A 15,254-nucleotide genomic window follows, 5' to 3' on the forward strand; every position below is an offset into this window, starting at 1 on the left:
ATCGCGAATTGCATTCTTGCACATTGAAGGAACGCCACATCGATCGTAAGGTGTAACCTCATTAAGTAGCTAAAGCGGTTACTAAAGTAAGCCGCGAGATGAGGTAGCGATTATGGCCGAGATCTACGATCACAACGGCGAGCCCGTTACGCACGGGCGTGCGTGGGTTAACGGTATCCGTATGCATTACGTCACTGCAGGTCATGGACCGGCATTGCTGCTATTGCACGGGACGCCGAAGAATCACTATTACTGGTACAAGTTGATACCGTTGCTCACGCGTCATTTCACCGTGGTGGCGCCCGATATCCGGGGGTTCGGCCATTCCGACAAACCGCCGGCGGAGGAGGGTTACGACAGCCTCACGGTCATGGCGGACCTGACCGAGCTAATGGATTTGCTTGGCCATGCGACGTTCCATATTCACGGCGAAGACCGTGGTGCGGAGTATGGCTACGTCCTCGCTGCGATGCAGCCAGCGCGGGTGGAGACGCTGTCATTCGGTGAGATGCTTCTGCCGGGGCTGGGATTCGAGAAGTGGACACATTTCACCCCTGAACACCTGAGTGCACGGTCCCGTGGTGAGGGCATATGGCTTTGGCATCCGCCATTCTTTTGGCTCCCTCATATCCCCGAAATGCTTATCACGGGGCGGGAGCGCGAGTTTTGGGAGTACTGGATCAAGGCGGAGACGTACAACCCGTACGCCATCGCTGACGAGGCGATCGATGAGTGGATTGGTTGCCTGAAGGCGCCTGGTGGGCTGCGAGGATGTCTCGAGAGCTACCGCGCCGGTATGAAAAACGCGCGCATTGTCGACGTATTGAGGGAAACCAAACTCACGCTGCCAGTCATGGCGTTGAGCGCGACGGAGTTCTTCGGCCCGCTCATCGCAGAGCATCTATTGCAGGTTGTAGACCGCGTCGAACGAAGTGAAATGTTCGAGAAGTGCGGGCATAGCCTCGCGCTGGAAGCCGAAGAACGGCTTGCTGGGTTGCTCCGCCAGTTCATGCTGGAGACGCCTCGTGAGCATGTGCTGCGGGACGCCGACGTTGATGCATACGTTATCGGGGTGGAGTGATGGCCTCCCCGGCGAACTCAGTAGCGCGGGTGCACACGGTGCCTAAGCGCTTATCGTTGGCCGCTGGGCTGGCAAGTGTGACACTGATTGGTCTGGTCTTCCGCCCGGCTATTGTCTCGATGGGGCCATTGCTGGGCGACATAAGCGAGCAATTCGGTCTTTCACATACCGGCGCGTCACTACTGACAGCCATCCCAGACGTTCTCATGGGTGTACTTGCGGTCCCGGCCCCAGCGCTGGCCCGCCGTTATGGCAGAGACCGAGTGATGCTCGTCGCCTTGTGTCTGGTTCTATTGGCTACGCTAGGGCGCGCATTCTCACCCTCATCCACGATGCTTTTCCTTTCCACCACGCTGGTGGGTTGCGGCATTGCCGTGGCAGGTGCGCTCGTCGGTGGATTTATCAAGTCGACATTTCCCGGTCGGGCACCCCTGCTAATAGGCGTTTACTCGGCCGCGTTAGCCCTCGGCGCAACCCTCGCGGCGGGGCTGAGCGGTCCACTTGCCGCCTACGGTGGCTGGCGTCTTGGCGCTGGTGTTTGGGCCCTACCCGGGGTGTCGGCAATCATCGCGTGGCTCCTAATTGAACGGCACCAGCGACATCAGGCAACCAAGACGTCGCAGCGATATCGGCTGCCATTGCGCCAGAGAAAGGCGTGGCTTATCGGCCTCTTCTATGCCGCCGACAATTTTATCTATTACGCACTGGTCTCGTGGATTGCACCGCTCTATCGCGAGCACGGCCTGAGTGACAGCACCGCGGGTCTCATCCTCGCCAGCTTTACGGGGTGCTTTCTCGTTGCCAATCCGATAGCGGGTGCGCTGAGTCGTAGTAGCGACCGTCGGCAGCTGTTGGCTACATTCTCGGCGATTACCCTAATAGGTCTTGTGGTGCTAGCACTTGCGCCAGATGCAGCGCCCTTTGCGGTCCTACCCTTGATCTCGTTCGGCATTGGCGGCGGCTTTACGTTGGGAATGGTGTTGCCCTTGGACAACACGCACGACCAGGACGAAGCGAACATTTGGGGCGCGTTTATGCTTTTGATCGCCTATATCTTCGCTTCGGCAGGTCCGCTGCTCGTCGGAGCCTTGAGAGACATAACCGGGAGCTTTGATATAGCCCTTTGGATCCTAGTCGCTGTGGGTGTTGCCATGCTTGTACTTACCCCGCTGCTCGGTCCTCAGAACGGCTACGAGGCGTCGACGCAGAGGTGAGCGCCTTGGCAAGAGATGTGTTTGGCGCGTACCGGGATTAGCTGGTGACTATGGCTATATATAGGCATGGTCCACCATTCACACCTTCGTTGACGAGGTTCGCGGAAGGCGGGGCTGCACCGGGCGTGGGATACGGTGTCCGATACGTCGCAGTTTGTGCCGCCGCGGGTGCATTCGCCACAGGGTGAGCTGTTTTAGCGGCTCTTGGCACGCGTAATCATCACAAAGCTGAGGATGCCACCCATTGCCAGGACAGGTAGCTCAAAAACGCTGATGCGCCTGGTCAGGGCATCAATGAAAGAAGCTGGATTACCCAGTTCAGCGGGCGTCGCGTTGACTCTCCCCCTCGTAGTGACCGAAGGTTTTCTCATGGGTGTGGACTTATGGAGAAACGGCAAAAAGCTGGCGCGCACCACGCATCGTTCCGACTCGCTGTCAGATCGTGATTCCATAGGGGTATCGGCTGCGCCGCTTTCAACTTTAGGGCCAGTTGCGCTTGTGACCTCTTATTCGGAGAAGGGCATCGCCGCGGTCATGCTCGAGCGTTAAAAGCGCCCCGGCGCTGGGCTTGCGCTGGCGTGAGACCTTGGTAGATGATTGACGAGTTAAGACGGATCTATCGCGCTAGATGTTCGTATTGCGCAACGCAGTGAACACGATGCTAGGCAGGCAGAGGAGATAAGGAAATGACCTCAGGAGGCTCCACTGGTTCGCTCTTTGGCGCGGGCGACGCCGCCCTCGGGTACCTTTACCAAATTCGTCACGCGCTGCTCGAATCACTTCAACGGCTCGCTAAGGGACAGATATTTTCCATCTGTCTCGAAACGCTCGACGATGTGACGTTCGAGCCGTCAGGTAGTCCGGTCGAGCTATTCCAGCTCAAACACCACCTAAAATCCGCAGCGAACCTATCAGATAGCAGTTCTGACATCTGGAAGACACTGCGCGTGTGGATTACCGGCCTCTCCGACGGCAAAATCCCGCGCGACGCGCGTCTATGTTTGGTCACTACCAGTCCCACGGCGGGAAACGCCGTAGCCGCCAAGCTTGGTGTGGACGGGCGAGACGAAGTAGGGGCAGTAGCTGCACTTTCTGATGTCGCCGCGACATCGATGAACGCCGATAATGCAAAAGCCTATAAGCTTTTTCTTTGTCTGAGTGAGAGAGAGAAGCTTGACTTGGTCGGCTCCATCACGATTGTTGCCAGATCGCCAAACATCGGCGACATCGAGACCGGTCTGATTGAGTATGCCCGCACCGCGGTAAGACGCGACGTGGCATGGTCATTCCTGGCCCGGCTCGAAGGCTGGTGGTTCGTGCAGTGCCAGAAACACCTGATTGAGCAATCAATGACGCCCATTGTCAGCGCGGCGTTGGAATCGGAGATTGACGAACTCAGGGATCAATTTCTTCTCGATTCGTTGCCAGTTGATGAAGACATCCTTCAGGCAGAGGTGACGCTAGCCGCCTTCGAAGATTCGATCTTTGTCCATCAGGCGAGGCTCGCCCAGGTTTCGCCGAAGCGCGTGGTCGCCGCAGTCAGAGATTACTATCGGGCGTTCGAGCAGAGATCGCGATGGATGCGTGAGAATCTTCTCCTCTTTGGTGAGCTCGACAAGTACGAGCGAACACTAAGGGAGGAATGGGAAATCGTTTTTGAACGTGCCGTGGATGAGCTTGGTGACGACGCGGCGGAAGATGCGATGACCAAAACAGCACGCGATATCTATAAGTGGGCGGAAACGTCCTGCTTTCCGATCCGCGTCAGGGTCAGCAACGCCAGTATGTCGCGGGGTTCACTACACATGCTGGCAGACAAGCGTGCGGTAGGGTGGCACCCAAAGTTCTTGGAGCGGCTTGAGGCCATGCTTACATCGAGGCCAGCGGCATGACTATGTCTCCATGGCGCGACCAACCAGTTGAGCAGGCGCGTCTGTTTAACCCGGCCTTTCTCGGTGCGCTCGTTTTCTGCGCCGTTCGCGGTTATGAACGAGAGTCGAAAGATGAGCGGCAGGGCCTCCCATACGCGTTAGCCTTTCTCGCAGTTCCCGTGGTTCTGCATAAGACGACTCGTGATGCGTTACCGAAGACGATCGCGACGTCGCTGGCTGCCTGGATTAGTGTCAACGCGTACGCCCAAGTAGGTTTTGCGGAGCGCGCTTCCGCGATGGTCCCCATGGTAAAGGACTCCGTAGCGACCGCCTGTCACGGAGGCCTGATCGACATTCAGGGGCCACGTCTTCATGGAATGGCGAAGCTGAGGACTGTCGAACGATTTGTGACTTCGATCAAGTCACCTGAAGTCGTCGACTGTGTGAAGAAGGCAATTTTCGTTGGCAGGTGGTTCGCGGGTTCGGGCGACTATCGAACAGTCATGGCACTTTGGGGAGTGCGACCTTGAGCATCCAGATTCTTGACATCGTCCTATACGCCAACGGGCGTATGCCACGAGTGTTGTCACTTAAGCCTGGCAGGCTAAACATCATTACCGGTGATTCGAAAACGGGAAAATCAGCACTCGTCTCCATCGTCGATTACTGTCTTGGCAGCGGATCCTACGAGGTTCCGCATGGAGTTATCCGTGAGCACGTCGTTTGGTATGGCCTTCGCCTGACTGATGGCGAAGCGCAGCACTTCGTCGCTCGGCGCGCGCCTGCAAAGAATCGTCAAAGCACGACCGATGCCTTTTATTCATCCGGCGTCGAGCTACCGATCCCGCTCCTCGAAGAATTGGCCGTAACCACCAATATCGATTCCGTCGCAGAACGGTTGGGTATGGTGTCGGGCATCGCCCTGAACCGACACGACCCGCCGGCGGACCGGACGCGGTTACCGCTGTCCGCAAACCTGCGGCACGCGCTAGCTTACGTATTCCAGCCTCAGACGGAGATCTCCCAGCCCGGGTTCCTATTTCACGGGCAGAACGACACGTGGTTTGCGCAGGCGATCAAGGACTCGTTTCCTTATTTCCTGGGCGCCGTCGAGGAGGACTACGTCGGCAAGTCCGCGATGCTAAAGGAATTGCGCCGCGAGCTTCGGGTGAAGGAGCAAGCACTCACCCGCATTGGAACACTGACGAGTGACGGGAGCATTTCCGCATTGATCTCGGAGGCGAGGGATGTCGGGCTTCTGCCAGAGGATTACGCCTCCGAATCGTCCGCAGGCGACATGGCCGCGCTATCGGGCGTCATGTCACGCCCCATAGCGGACCAGATCGCAGAGCAGTTAGATGGCCCGGATCAAGCGGAGCTTGCCCGTCTGAACGATCGACGGAGCGGACTCCGGCGTGAGCTGCATCGCTTAGACGATGAGATCAGGGCGATGGTCGAGCTCCGCAATGAAGAGAACGCCTACACCCATGAAGCCAGCGAACAGGTCTCGCGGTTAGAAAGCATCGGGCTGCTCGAGCCCTCTGTCGGGAGTCACTGTCCTCTCTGTAGCCAACCCAGCGACCGCGTTCCGCTCTATGCCGAACTCGAAGCCGAGCTTAGGGCGGCTTCCGCTCAGCTTGAGGCTGTAAGGCGTAGCACGCCGGGGCTTGAGGCGCTGATCGTCGAGAAGCGGCGCGAATTTGACCTAGTCCGCATTGATCTACAAGACAATTGGGCCTCCCTTGAGGCCGTCCGTCGGTCGGATCAGCGCCTGTCCTCCATGCGAGACACCGCGACGCGTCGCGCGTTGGTGCTGGGGCGCATAAGCGCTACCGTGGAGTCGTACCCAACGCGAGGCGACTCTTCGTCTTTGCAGGGAAGCATCATGGATCTGGCGGAGAAGATCAGGCTGCTCGAGGCTGACCTCGGTGACGACGCTGTGCGGGAGCGTGCGGATTCCATCCTATCGCGGTTAAGTGAGCGTATGACGCGTTGGGCGGGCTTCTTGGAGCTCGAGCACAGTGGTGTTCCGTTCCGTTTGGATCGGAAGAAGCTTGAGGTAGTTGCGGACGGAGACGAAGGGCCGATCCCAATGAGCGTCATGGGCAGCGGCGCCAACTGGCTTGGCTGCCACCTTATCGCCCACCTGGCGCTTCACGAGTGGTTCGTCCGAAAAGATCGTCCTGTGCCACGCTTTCTCTTTCTTGACCAACCGTCTCAAGTCTACTTTCCCGCCGAGGTCGACGTGGGCTCGGATGGTGAGACCTTACTGGACGAGGACCGGATGGCCGTCGTCAGGATATTCGAGCTCATCAAGAACGTGGTCAGTGAGCTCGCACCTAACATGCAGGTGATCATCACGGAGCATGCCGATCTTCATGAAGAATGGTTCCAAGCCGCGATCATCGAGCGGTGGCGCCACGGCGAGGCGCTGATCCCCCTGGAATGGCGGTGATCGATTGCTCAAGAATACCAACGTGAGCACTGGACGAGTAAGGTCAGCGGTTCACTCTGTGGATGCGAACGAACACGATGCCGGGGCCACATCCAAGTTAGAGGGTCTGTGTAGTGGACGAAGCGCGAGACAGCTCAGACCCAGCTAGTAAGCGCGAACTGTCGTCATATGCCATTCAACGATAGAAGCCTAGAAATCAATAAGGAAATTGGGACATGGCTAACGACCAGTATCTCTACCGCATCCTTAGCTTTGAGCACATAGTTGACATCTTTGAATCCGAGTCGCTCTATTTCGCGTCTCCAAGATCATGGGATGACCCGTACGAGAGCTACTTAAGCGCGGACGAGACTGGCGCCGTGTTCGCACAGTGCTGGTCAAAGAGGGCTGTTTCGGATGCGATGTGGCGCATATATTCGAACGACAGGCGGGGTCTGCGGATAAGAACATCGCGCTCGAAGCTAAAATTGAGCCTAAAGACGGCTAGAGAGGAAACCGGCATAAGTTGGCTTGTCCAGGACGTGACGTACGAAAAGTCCTATCTTGTCAGGAAACGCTTGGCGGAAATCAGAGAAGAGATACGACTAGAACCTTCTGCGCGTCGTGCGGCAGATTCGCTACTCACAAAACGAGATGCATTCGATCACGAATACGAGGTCCGAGCTATCGTGCGAGATAAGGCGAATCATGAGGAAAAAGGATTCCTACGGGTGGCAGTTCGGCCGCATGAGCTGATTGAGAATATCTATTTCGATCCGCGAGTAGATCGATTCTACGAGCGAGTATGCACGCACTATCTGAGATCAAAGCTAAAATACAAGGGTGCGATCAGCCGATCTTCGCTCTACAAAGAGATCTGATTGCGTCCGGTTCAAAACGAAGAGACACCCGCCGGCAAAAAAAACTGGGCACCTTGCATTACGTTATAAATTGTTGATGCATCTACTGCTACGCCCGCCCCTCCCACGGCTACCTCAACCTCTCGGCTGGCCTGGACTTCGAGACGAAGCTGTTCGCCAAGACCAACCTGGCGGAGATCCTCCGCGACGAGCTGGCCAAGAAGAACTACACCTGCAAGCCGATCAATATCGGCAGTAACACGGATCCCTACCAGCCGATCGAGAAAAGCTGGCGCCTCACCCGTGCCGCGCTGGCGCTGCTGAATGAGTGCAACCACCCGTGCACCATCGTCACCAAGAACGCGCTGATCGAACGCGATATCGACATCCTCGCGCCCATGGCCGAGCGCAACCTGGTTCAGGTCTTCATCTCGATCAACTCGCTGGATAACAAGCTGGCGTCGAAACTCGAGCCACGCGCGTCGGCACCGCACCGGCGATTGCAGGCGGTGAAGGCACTGCACGATGCGGGGGTGCCGGTCGGTGTGCTGGTTGCGCCGATCATTCCGGCGCTGAATGAGAAGGATGTGGAAGGCATCATCGAGCGGGCTGCGTCGAATGGTGCGAACTCGATTGGCTATACGTGCATTCGGCTACCGCATGAGCTGAAGCAGCTGTTCCGCGAGTGGCTGGATGTGCATTACCCGGAGAAAGCTGCGCACATCATCAGCCTCATCCAGCAGATGAATGGCGGGAAGGATTACGACAGCAACTTCGCCACGCGGATGCGGGGGTAGGGGGTGTTTGCGGACATCATCAGGAAGAGGGTGCAGGTGGCTTCGAGGAAGGCGGGGCTGCATCGGGCCTGGGATACGGTGTTGGATACGTCGCAGTTCATCGCGCCACGGATTCACTCGCCACAAGGCGAGCTGTTCTAATCAACCGGGCCGCCCCACCGGCATGAAGTGTCTCCAAGGGAACGTCGTGCTCCTGTTTGACATTACCCACACATGAGGTCGGCGAATCTCGCCCCCACGCTCCATAGTCGGAGATGGCATTCCTCCGGTCCAGAAAAGGACGAACCGCCGCCTTGGCTGATGATGCCTGCCAACCGCTACGGTTAGCAGGCATCCGCGTGTCCGACATTCTCCCCTCTCCCTTGTTTCTCGCGCCGAGCTTGCCCGTTGCTGCGTCGGGCTGTGCGCAATGGGTACGGCTTTCCATTCCGCCTGACCGAGCCATCTGACATGCCACTGACCCTGCTCTCCATCGCCATCGGTTCAACCCTGGGTGCCCTACTGCGGTTTGGCCTGGCCGAAGCCTTCAATTACGTCTTTCCAACGCTCCCCTTGGGGACCCTGGCGGCCAACCTCCTGGGCGGCTTTCTCATGGGCGCTGCCATCGCGGCATTCATGGCCATGCCGCAGCTTCCCGTGGCCATGCGGCTGGCGATCGCCACCGGATTCCTCGGCGGCCTGACCACGTTTTCCACCTTTTCCGCCGAGAGCTTTCTGCTGCTGCAGCGGGGTCAGTTCGGCGCGGTCGCCGCGCACCTGGCGGCTCATGTCCTGGGGGCATTGGGTTGCCTCGCCCTGGGCTTCTTCCTCGTCAGGATGGCCACCCGTTGAGACTTTGCCCTTGGGCCGATGCCGCATTACACTGAGCCCAACGGAGATGGCATGCCTCCGAGAACCGCCTTCGGGCTGATGATGCCTACGTATCCTGGATTCCCGGGGGCGTAGGCATTCGTGCTTATGGCGTCGGAAAACCAGGTGGTCCCACCACTTCTGGAACCCCGATGCGCCACCTACGTTCACTCGAGCAATGGGAGCTGCTGCCCTACATGGGCAAGTGGCTGATCATCGCCAGTTGCGCCGCCACCCTGGCTGGCACGGCCTCGGCCTTCTTCCTGCTCGCCCTGGAATGGGCCACCGCCACGCGCGAAGCGTCGCCCTGGTTGATCGGTTTGCTGCCGCTTGCCGGCTTCGTCGTCGGCTGGGCGTACCACCGGATGGGCAAACCGGTTGAGGCGGGTAATAACCTCATCATCGACGAGATCCATGACCCCCGGAAGGTGATCCCGCGGCGCATGGTCCCGCTGGTCTTCATCGGTACGGTGGTATCCCATCTGTTCGGCGCCTCGGTGGGTCGCGAAGGTACGGCCGTCCAGATGGGCGGTGCGCTCGCCGACCAGCTTACCCATGTCTTCCGCCTACGCCACGAAGATCGGCGGGTGTTACTCATGGTCGGCATGAGTGCCGGTTTCGCCGCTGTCTTTGGCACCCCGCTAGCGGGCGCGTTATTCGGCCTTGAGGTACTCGCCATCGGGCGGCTTCGCTATGACGCGCTCTTTCCCTGCGTTATCGCCGGGATCGTGGCCGACCGCGTCTGCCTCGCCTGGGGCGTTCACCACACCGTCTATGTTGTCGATACCGTCACCGCCATGACCTGGCAAACGGCCCTGAGCGTGATCGTTGCCGGCATCATCTTCGGCCTGGTGGGCTTGCTCTTCGCGACGGCCGCGCATCACGTGGGAGCGTGGATGAAGCGCTGGATCGCGTACCCGCCCTTCAGGCCACTGATCGGCGGCGCAGTCATCGCGCTGTCCGTCGCCGTCTTCCATACCTACCGATACATCGGGCTGGGTATCCCGACGATTGTCGAAGCGTTCCAACATCCGCTGGCGCCCTGGGATTTCGCAGGCAAGTTCGTCTACACCGTGGCCTCGCTGGGGTCCGGCTTTAAAGGCGGTGAGGTAACACCTCTATTCTTCATCGGTGCGACCCTTGGAAGTGCGCTGGCACCGCTGCTCCACCTTCCTGTCGGCATGATCGCCGGGCTCGGCTTCGTTGCCGTCTTCGCTGGCGCGGCGAACGTGCCACTGGCCTGTACGGTGATGGCCATCGAGCTGTTCGGGCCAGCCATCGCCCCGTTCGCCGCGATCGCCTGCGTTGCGAGCTATCTGTTGTCAGGCCACGCCGGCATTTACCACGCGCAACGCCTCGGGCGAGCCAAGCATGTGCGCCACCTGCCGGAAGATCTGCGCCTGGCCGAAGTGAAGGCGTACCGCAAGAGCCTCCGGCCAGCGAACGAATCCACATCCCAGTCCCGCGAACCGTGACACAGGAGCGATACATGCACGATCTGGCGGCCTTGCGCCTCTATTTCCCCTCATCCAGCCGCGCCGAGCGCACCCGTTTCTGGCACCACCTGTCGGCCCCTGCGCTGGCGCATCATCTGCTGACGGTCGCTCGCAAATCGGGCGTGGAACAAGCCATCCTCCACCACATCGATTCGGGCTACCTCAAGGGCCATCGCCCGAGCCACCATCATCCCGAGGCGCACACGATGCACCACCCCCAGTGCCTGGAGCTGGTCGACCGCCGCCCGAAACTGGAGACCTTCCTGAAGGAGCACGCCGATGAACTTAAAAAAGTACGCGTACTGATGTTCCATGGCGAGCCCTTGAAGGCCATCGCCACCGACTGATCATCCACCGAGGGCCAGACACCATGAAAGGCTACCGCATACTTTTCTTTACGCAGGAAAACCGGAAGCTCCACGGTCATCCGGTCGGCCAGTGGATTCTCGATACGGCGCGGAAGCTAGGTGCACCAGGTGGCACCATGACTGTCGACGCGGCGGGTTTTGGTCACTCGGGAAAAATGCACTCCGCGGGGTTCTTCGAGATGGCCGATCGGCCGATCACCGTCTCGGTGACGACGGACGAGGCGATATGCGAGGCGCTGATGGCCGCGATCGCCGCCGAGCATGTCGATCTCTTCTATTGCAGGAGCGAAGTGGAATTCGGGCGCCTCGACGGTGGTGCACAGAAGGAGACGTGACTAGTTCGCGCCCGGTACGCGACCAGACATGGGCTTTTCCCGGCTCAGATAGCTGCGCAACGGCATGTCATAGCACCGCATCACCACGTAAGCGAAGGCGACGGTAGCCACCACGCCACCGACGATGACGAGTGTCAGCTCGGCCGTTCCCGGGTGCTTCGTGTCGACGTAATTGCCGAACGCATAGATGACTGCATAGTGCGTCGTATACAGCGGATACGAGATATCACCAGCGAACTTGCAGAAGCGTTTCGAACGTTCGTTGAGTGTCACGCCCGCCCCCAACATCACCAGCGCGGGAAAGACGAGCATGATCACGGTGGCTTCGCGAATCCACCCGCCAGTGGCATAAGGCGTCATCAGGGCGAGCGCAAGCAGCACGGCCGGTGCGGTGAATCCCAGCCGTGTCTTGATCAGGAAGCCGGACCGATAAACCAGTAACCCGGCGAGGAACGAGAAGTTGACCCGTGCCGCGCCGACCCAGAACGTCTCGCCATTGAAGCCCGCCCACAGGTTGCCCTGCGTGTAACCGACCGCGCAGAGGATGGCGGCCGCCACCACCGTGGCCACGACCACCCCGCGCCGTCCCAGGCGGCAAAGGAACAGGGCGTAGACGATATTCGCGATGTATTCCCAGAACAGCGACCACGCCGGCGAGTTCAGGCTGAAGAGGCAGAAGCTTCGCTCCTGCATGGCCGGGTAGGGAATCAGGAACACCGACGCCAGGAAGATCAGGCTGACCTGGCCGGGGCTCAAACCCAGCGGCGTGGCGCGGAAGGGATCCGCGTACAGCGCGATAAGTCCGAGTACCGATCCAAACACCACCATGGGATGCAGGCGGATAAGCCGCACCCGCGCGAACATCCGCAGCCCCATCGACCCGATGCGGTCGTCGTAGGCGTACCCGATGACGAAGCCGGACAGGCAAAAGAAGAAATCCACCGCCAGCCAGCCGTGGCCGATGAACAGCTGGCTGTAATTGCCGATGACCATTTCCATGAAATGGAACACCACGACTGCGAGCGCTGCAACGCCGCGCAACCCGTCCAGGGCGGGGAAATGCTGGCGCGTGGGTTGGGGCGCCGGGACGTCCGGGAAAACCGAGTGGGCCATGCCTTGCCGTGTGCTTTATGGCGGTACGAACCGCCCACTCTAGGGCAAGCGGCGGTCGGTGTCCCAACAAACCAGCGCATGCGCCTCGCCCAACCGCTGCGTGCCCAACAAGGTCATCGCCGCAATGGCTTCCAGGGACAATCCAAGCCCCTTGTAGTCGACCTCATCCGCTTCATGGATTAAATCGGCCAGCGTGGCCGTCACGCCACGCGAGTATTGCAACCACATCGTCGCTTCATTCAAGAGATCGTGGGTCGTCTGAACAGTGCCGGCATCGTCGCCAACATCAGATCCAGAACCCAGGTTATCGCTCACTGCTCGCATCACTCACTCCCATGTGTCACCACACCACGATCTAACGTGGCACGACAGTCGACGCGACCTGCCATGCCACGGACCATACGATCGCGGGTTCACCGGTAGCCCGCGGCCGGGCACCGGGTGGCTTGATTGACGAAGTAGTCGGGGCGAAGGCCAACGATGAGGAACGCCAGGCGCCTTGCCTGCCTCATTCGATCAAGAATTGCCTCAAAAAGAAGGCTTCGCCGCGGTTCTTCAACCGTGCCTGCGGCTTATGCAGGCGGCCCGTTGGCCGGTGAGGTGTCGCCGGGGGGATTCGGCGGGCGAACGGTTGCCGTATGATCGGGCGTAGCCAAATCAGCTCTCCAGAAGTTGGTTTTGGTTAGCGAGCCAGGCGGTGCTCTAACACCTCTGGCTCGCGACTCTCACCGCATACAGCGGTGGTTGCCTGCGTGGCGGGGGTGAACTGCGCGCAGGCAACGAGGTGACGGTAACAAAAGTTTGGTGATGATGTCTGTAGGAACTTGGGACATCGTGTGTAAGCCGTTCGCTTTCGCGTAAGGCGATTCTGCCTCACTCCCGCGAATCCACGATCGCCATGACTTCATCCAGGAACGCCCGCAACCGCGGCAAATGACGAAGATCACGGTGGTATCCAAGCCACACATCGCGCTCAGGTGGTGCTTCACCAAGATCGATACGCTCGATGCCTGGAATGGCATCGCCAAGCGGGCAGGGAAGCACGGCGATGCCGACACCTTGCGCGCATGCGCGTCCCTGCGCTTCACGGCTGTTGCTGCGAAAAGCGATCCGCGCATCGGGCAAACGCTGCTGTAGCCACGCCACATCCGGCATGCCGCCAAACGCGACATCCATCGTTACCAGACGATCAACGAACGTCGCGCCGACCGCGCGGTACGCCGCGTAAGGCATCGTCATCAAGCGTCGTTGTGCAATATCGGGCTCATCGAATGGCGTGATGCGGAACACCAGGTCGGCTTCGCGGCGTGCGAGGCTGAGCAGCCGTGCATCGGTGATGAGTTCAACCAGCACGGCCGGGTGGCGCACGCCGAGTGCAGCGACCGCACGCGTGAGTACATGTGCACCGAACCAATCCGATGACGACACGCGCAACACGCCATCAAGTGCCCCCGCTTGCCCACTCGCCGCGCGTGCGATGCCCAGCGCCTCGGCCTCCATCCGTTCGGCATGGGCCAGCACAGCGGCGCCTTCATCGGTGAGCACGAAGCCTTCGCTGGTGCGTTGAAACAACGTCGTGCCCAGCGCCTCTTCCAATGCCCTAATCCGCCGGCCCATGGTGGGCTGGGTCTGGCCAAGGTCGCGCGCGGCGGCGCCCAGGGTGCCCCCGCGTGCCACGGCCAGGAAGATCTTCAGGTCGCTCCATTCCATAGGCCGATCATGCATTTATGCATGGGTATCGTGCAAATAAGGGCGTTCTCATGCGGGTTCGAATGGCCTAACTTATCCACAACAGCGACGCCGTCGCCCCGGAGCAAGCCCATGTCCACCCACGCCACCATGACCGCCCTGCGTCTCGAAGCCGCCGGCCAACCCCTCCGCCTAGCTACCGTGGAACGGCCTGTCGCCGGCCCCGGCCAGGTGCTCGTCCGCATCGCAGCCGCTGGCCTCAACCCGCTGGACGGGAAGATCCGCGCTGGCCAAGGCGCCCATGCCCGTCAGCCCGCACCGGCCATCCTGGGTATCGATATGGCGGGTCATGTCGAATCCGTCGGCCCGGGTGTCGAGGGTTTTGAACCAGGTGATGCGGTGTACGGCATGACCGGCGGCGTGGGTGGTGTGCAGGGTTCACTGGCGCAGTACGCCGCCGTGGATGCACGTTTGTTAGCCCACGCACCGAGCACGCTGCCGCTGGCCCAGGCCGCCGCACTGCCGCTCGTCTTCATCACGGCATGGGAAGGCCTCGTCGATCGCGCCAACGTACATGCGGGTCAGAACGTGCTGGTGATTGCCGGCGCAGGCGGTGTCGGCAGCATGGCAGTGCAGCTCGCTGCCGCGCGTGGTGCACGTGTATTCGCCACGGGCAGCAAGGCACAGCAAGCCATCATCGAAAGCCTGGGCGCTACGTGGGTCGATCGCGACGCGCCGATCGATGCCGTCGTCGAAACACACACCGCTGGCGAAGGCTTCGACATTGTTTACGACACCCTTGGCGGTGCGACGCTCGATGCCGCGTTCGTCGCCGCACGCCGCTACGGCGGACACGTCGTCAGCAGCCTCGGATGGGGCACGCATGCGCTGGCGCCGTTGTCGTTCCGCGCGGCGACCTATTCCGGCGTGTTCACCCTGATGCCGCTACTCACCGGCAAAGGCCGCGAGCACCACGGCGAGATCATGGCCGAGGCTTCCATGCTGGTGGATGCAGGCAAGCTGCGGCCGGTGCTTTCGGAACAGCGTTTCGTTCTGGCCGAAGGCAATGCGGCGCTCGATCTGGTCGAGAGTGGCCGTGCTGGTGGGAAGGTCGTGGTGGTTGTGGCGTAAGCCGCCACCACCGGGC

16 protein-coding genes and 2 riboswitches are annotated in these 15,254 nt (G+C 60.1%); of the genes, 13 read left to right on the forward strand and 3 right to left on the reverse strand.

The genetic code is table 11. The features are described from left to right. Positions 1-112 precede the first annotated feature (112 nt). The 12 genes from L2Y97_RS00170 (at position 113) to L2Y97_RS00220 (ending at position 11,305) form a co-directional block, all read left to right on the forward strand. The gene (locus tag L2Y97_RS00170; RefSeq protein ID WP_247431372.1) at positions 113-1,081 is read left to right on the forward strand and encodes an alpha/beta fold hydrolase; all 969 of its coding nucleotides are present in this window, start codon (positions 113-115) and stop codon (positions 1,079-1,081) included. Between the two features lie 77 nt (positions 1,082-1,158). Beyond that, complete coding sequence (locus L2Y97_RS00175; RefSeq protein ID WP_247431375.1) at positions 1,159-2,295, forward strand: MFS transporter; 1,137 nt, start codon at positions 1,159-1,161, stop codon at positions 2,293-2,295. A 234-nt stretch (positions 2,296-2,529) separates the two neighbouring features. Continuing rightward, complete coding sequence (locus L2Y97_RS00180) at positions 2,530-2,844, forward strand: hypothetical protein (RefSeq protein ID WP_247431378.1); 315 nt, start codon at positions 2,530-2,532, stop codon at positions 2,842-2,844. A gap of 137 nt (positions 2,845-2,981) precedes the next feature. Beyond that, positions 2,982-4,187, forward strand: a complete 1,206-nt coding sequence (locus L2Y97_RS00185) for an ABC-three component system protein (RefSeq protein ID WP_247431381.1) — start codon at positions 2,982-2,984, stop codon at positions 4,185-4,187. Positions 4,188-4,189: 2 nt separating this feature from the next. Next, the gene (locus tag L2Y97_RS22465; protein ID WP_425492867.1) at positions 4,190-4,696 is read left to right on the forward strand and encodes a three component ABC system middle component; all 507 of its coding nucleotides are present in this window, start codon (positions 4,190-4,192) and stop codon (positions 4,694-4,696) included. Further along, the gene (locus L2Y97_RS00190) at positions 4,693-6,621 is read left to right on the forward strand and encodes a DUF3732 domain-containing protein (RefSeq protein ID WP_247431384.1); all 1,929 of its coding nucleotides are present in this window, start codon (positions 4,693-4,695) and stop codon (positions 6,619-6,621) included. Before L2Y97_RS22465 ends, L2Y97_RS00190 begins: the two co-directional genes overlap by 4 nt. 215 nt (positions 6,622-6,836) lie before the next feature. Continuing rightward, positions 6,837-7,481, forward strand: coding sequence for a DUF2971 domain-containing protein (locus tag L2Y97_RS00195; protein WP_247431387.1), 645 nt, complete (start codon positions 6,837-6,839; stop codon positions 7,479-7,481). Positions 7,482-7,612: 131 nt separating this feature from the next. Continuing rightward, positions 7,613-8,257, forward strand: coding sequence for a radical SAM protein (locus L2Y97_RS00200; RefSeq protein WP_343218408.1), 645 nt, complete (start codon positions 7,613-7,615; stop codon positions 8,255-8,257). Between the two features lie 241 nt (positions 8,258-8,498). After that, positions 8,499-8,574: riboswitch (Fluoride riboswitch) on the forward strand. Between the two features lie 133 nt (positions 8,575-8,707). Continuing rightward, positions 8,708-9,088 carry a fluoride efflux transporter CrcB gene (gene crcB / locus L2Y97_RS00205; protein WP_247431390.1) on the forward strand — a complete coding sequence of 127 codons (381 nt, stop codon included), beginning with the start codon at positions 8,708-8,710 and terminating at the stop codon, positions 9,086-9,088. 33 nt (positions 9,089-9,121) lie between these two features. After that, a riboswitch (Fluoride riboswitch) is annotated at positions 9,122-9,183 on the forward strand. Positions 9,184-9,258: 75 nt separating this feature from the next. Next, a complete protein-coding gene (locus L2Y97_RS00210) occupies positions 9,259-10,581 on the forward strand; it encodes a voltage-gated chloride channel family protein (RefSeq protein ID WP_247431392.1) in 1,323 nt (440 codons plus the stop codon). A gap of 14 nt (positions 10,582-10,595) precedes the next feature. Beyond that, positions 10,596-10,949, forward strand: a complete 354-nt coding sequence (locus L2Y97_RS00215; RefSeq protein WP_247431395.1) for a DUF190 domain-containing protein — start codon at positions 10,596-10,598, stop codon at positions 10,947-10,949. A 23-nt stretch (positions 10,950-10,972) separates the two neighbouring features. Next, positions 10,973-11,305: a DUF190 domain-containing protein gene (locus L2Y97_RS00220; RefSeq protein WP_247431397.1), complete on the forward strand. Its 333-nt coding sequence runs from the start codon at positions 10,973-10,975 to the stop codon at positions 11,303-11,305. On the opposite strand, the gene L2Y97_RS00225 is transcribed toward L2Y97_RS00220, so the two are convergent. The 3 genes from L2Y97_RS00225 to L2Y97_RS00235 form a co-directional block, all read right to left on the reverse strand. After that, positions 11,306-12,418 (reverse strand): acyltransferase family protein, encoded by a 1,113-nt coding sequence (locus L2Y97_RS00225; protein ID WP_247431400.1) that lies wholly within the window; start codon positions 12,416-12,418, stop codon positions 11,306-11,308. 39 nt (positions 12,419-12,457) lie between these two features. Further along, positions 12,458-12,733 carry a hypothetical protein gene (locus tag L2Y97_RS00230; RefSeq protein WP_247431403.1) on the reverse strand — a complete coding sequence of 92 codons (276 nt, stop codon included), beginning with the start codon at positions 12,731-12,733 and terminating at the stop codon, positions 12,458-12,460. Between the two features lie 558 nt (positions 12,734-13,291). Continuing rightward, a complete protein-coding gene (locus L2Y97_RS00235; protein WP_247431406.1) occupies positions 13,292-14,143 on the reverse strand; it encodes a LysR family transcriptional regulator in 852 nt (283 codons plus the stop codon). A gap of 96 nt (positions 14,144-14,239) precedes the next feature. On the opposite strand from L2Y97_RS00235, the gene L2Y97_RS00240 reads away from it, so the two are divergent. Continuing rightward, complete coding sequence (locus L2Y97_RS00240) at positions 14,240-15,238, forward strand: zinc-dependent alcohol dehydrogenase family protein (protein WP_247431408.1); 999 nt, start codon at positions 14,240-14,242, stop codon at positions 15,236-15,238. Positions 15,239-15,254 lie beyond the last annotated feature (16 nt).

Origin of the sequence: Luteibacter aegosomatissinici, from assembly GCF_023078495.1 — a bacterium.
In the GTDB taxonomy this organism is placed as follows: domain Bacteria; phylum Pseudomonadota; class Gammaproteobacteria; order Xanthomonadales; family Rhodanobacteraceae; genus Luteibacter; species Luteibacter aegosomatissinici.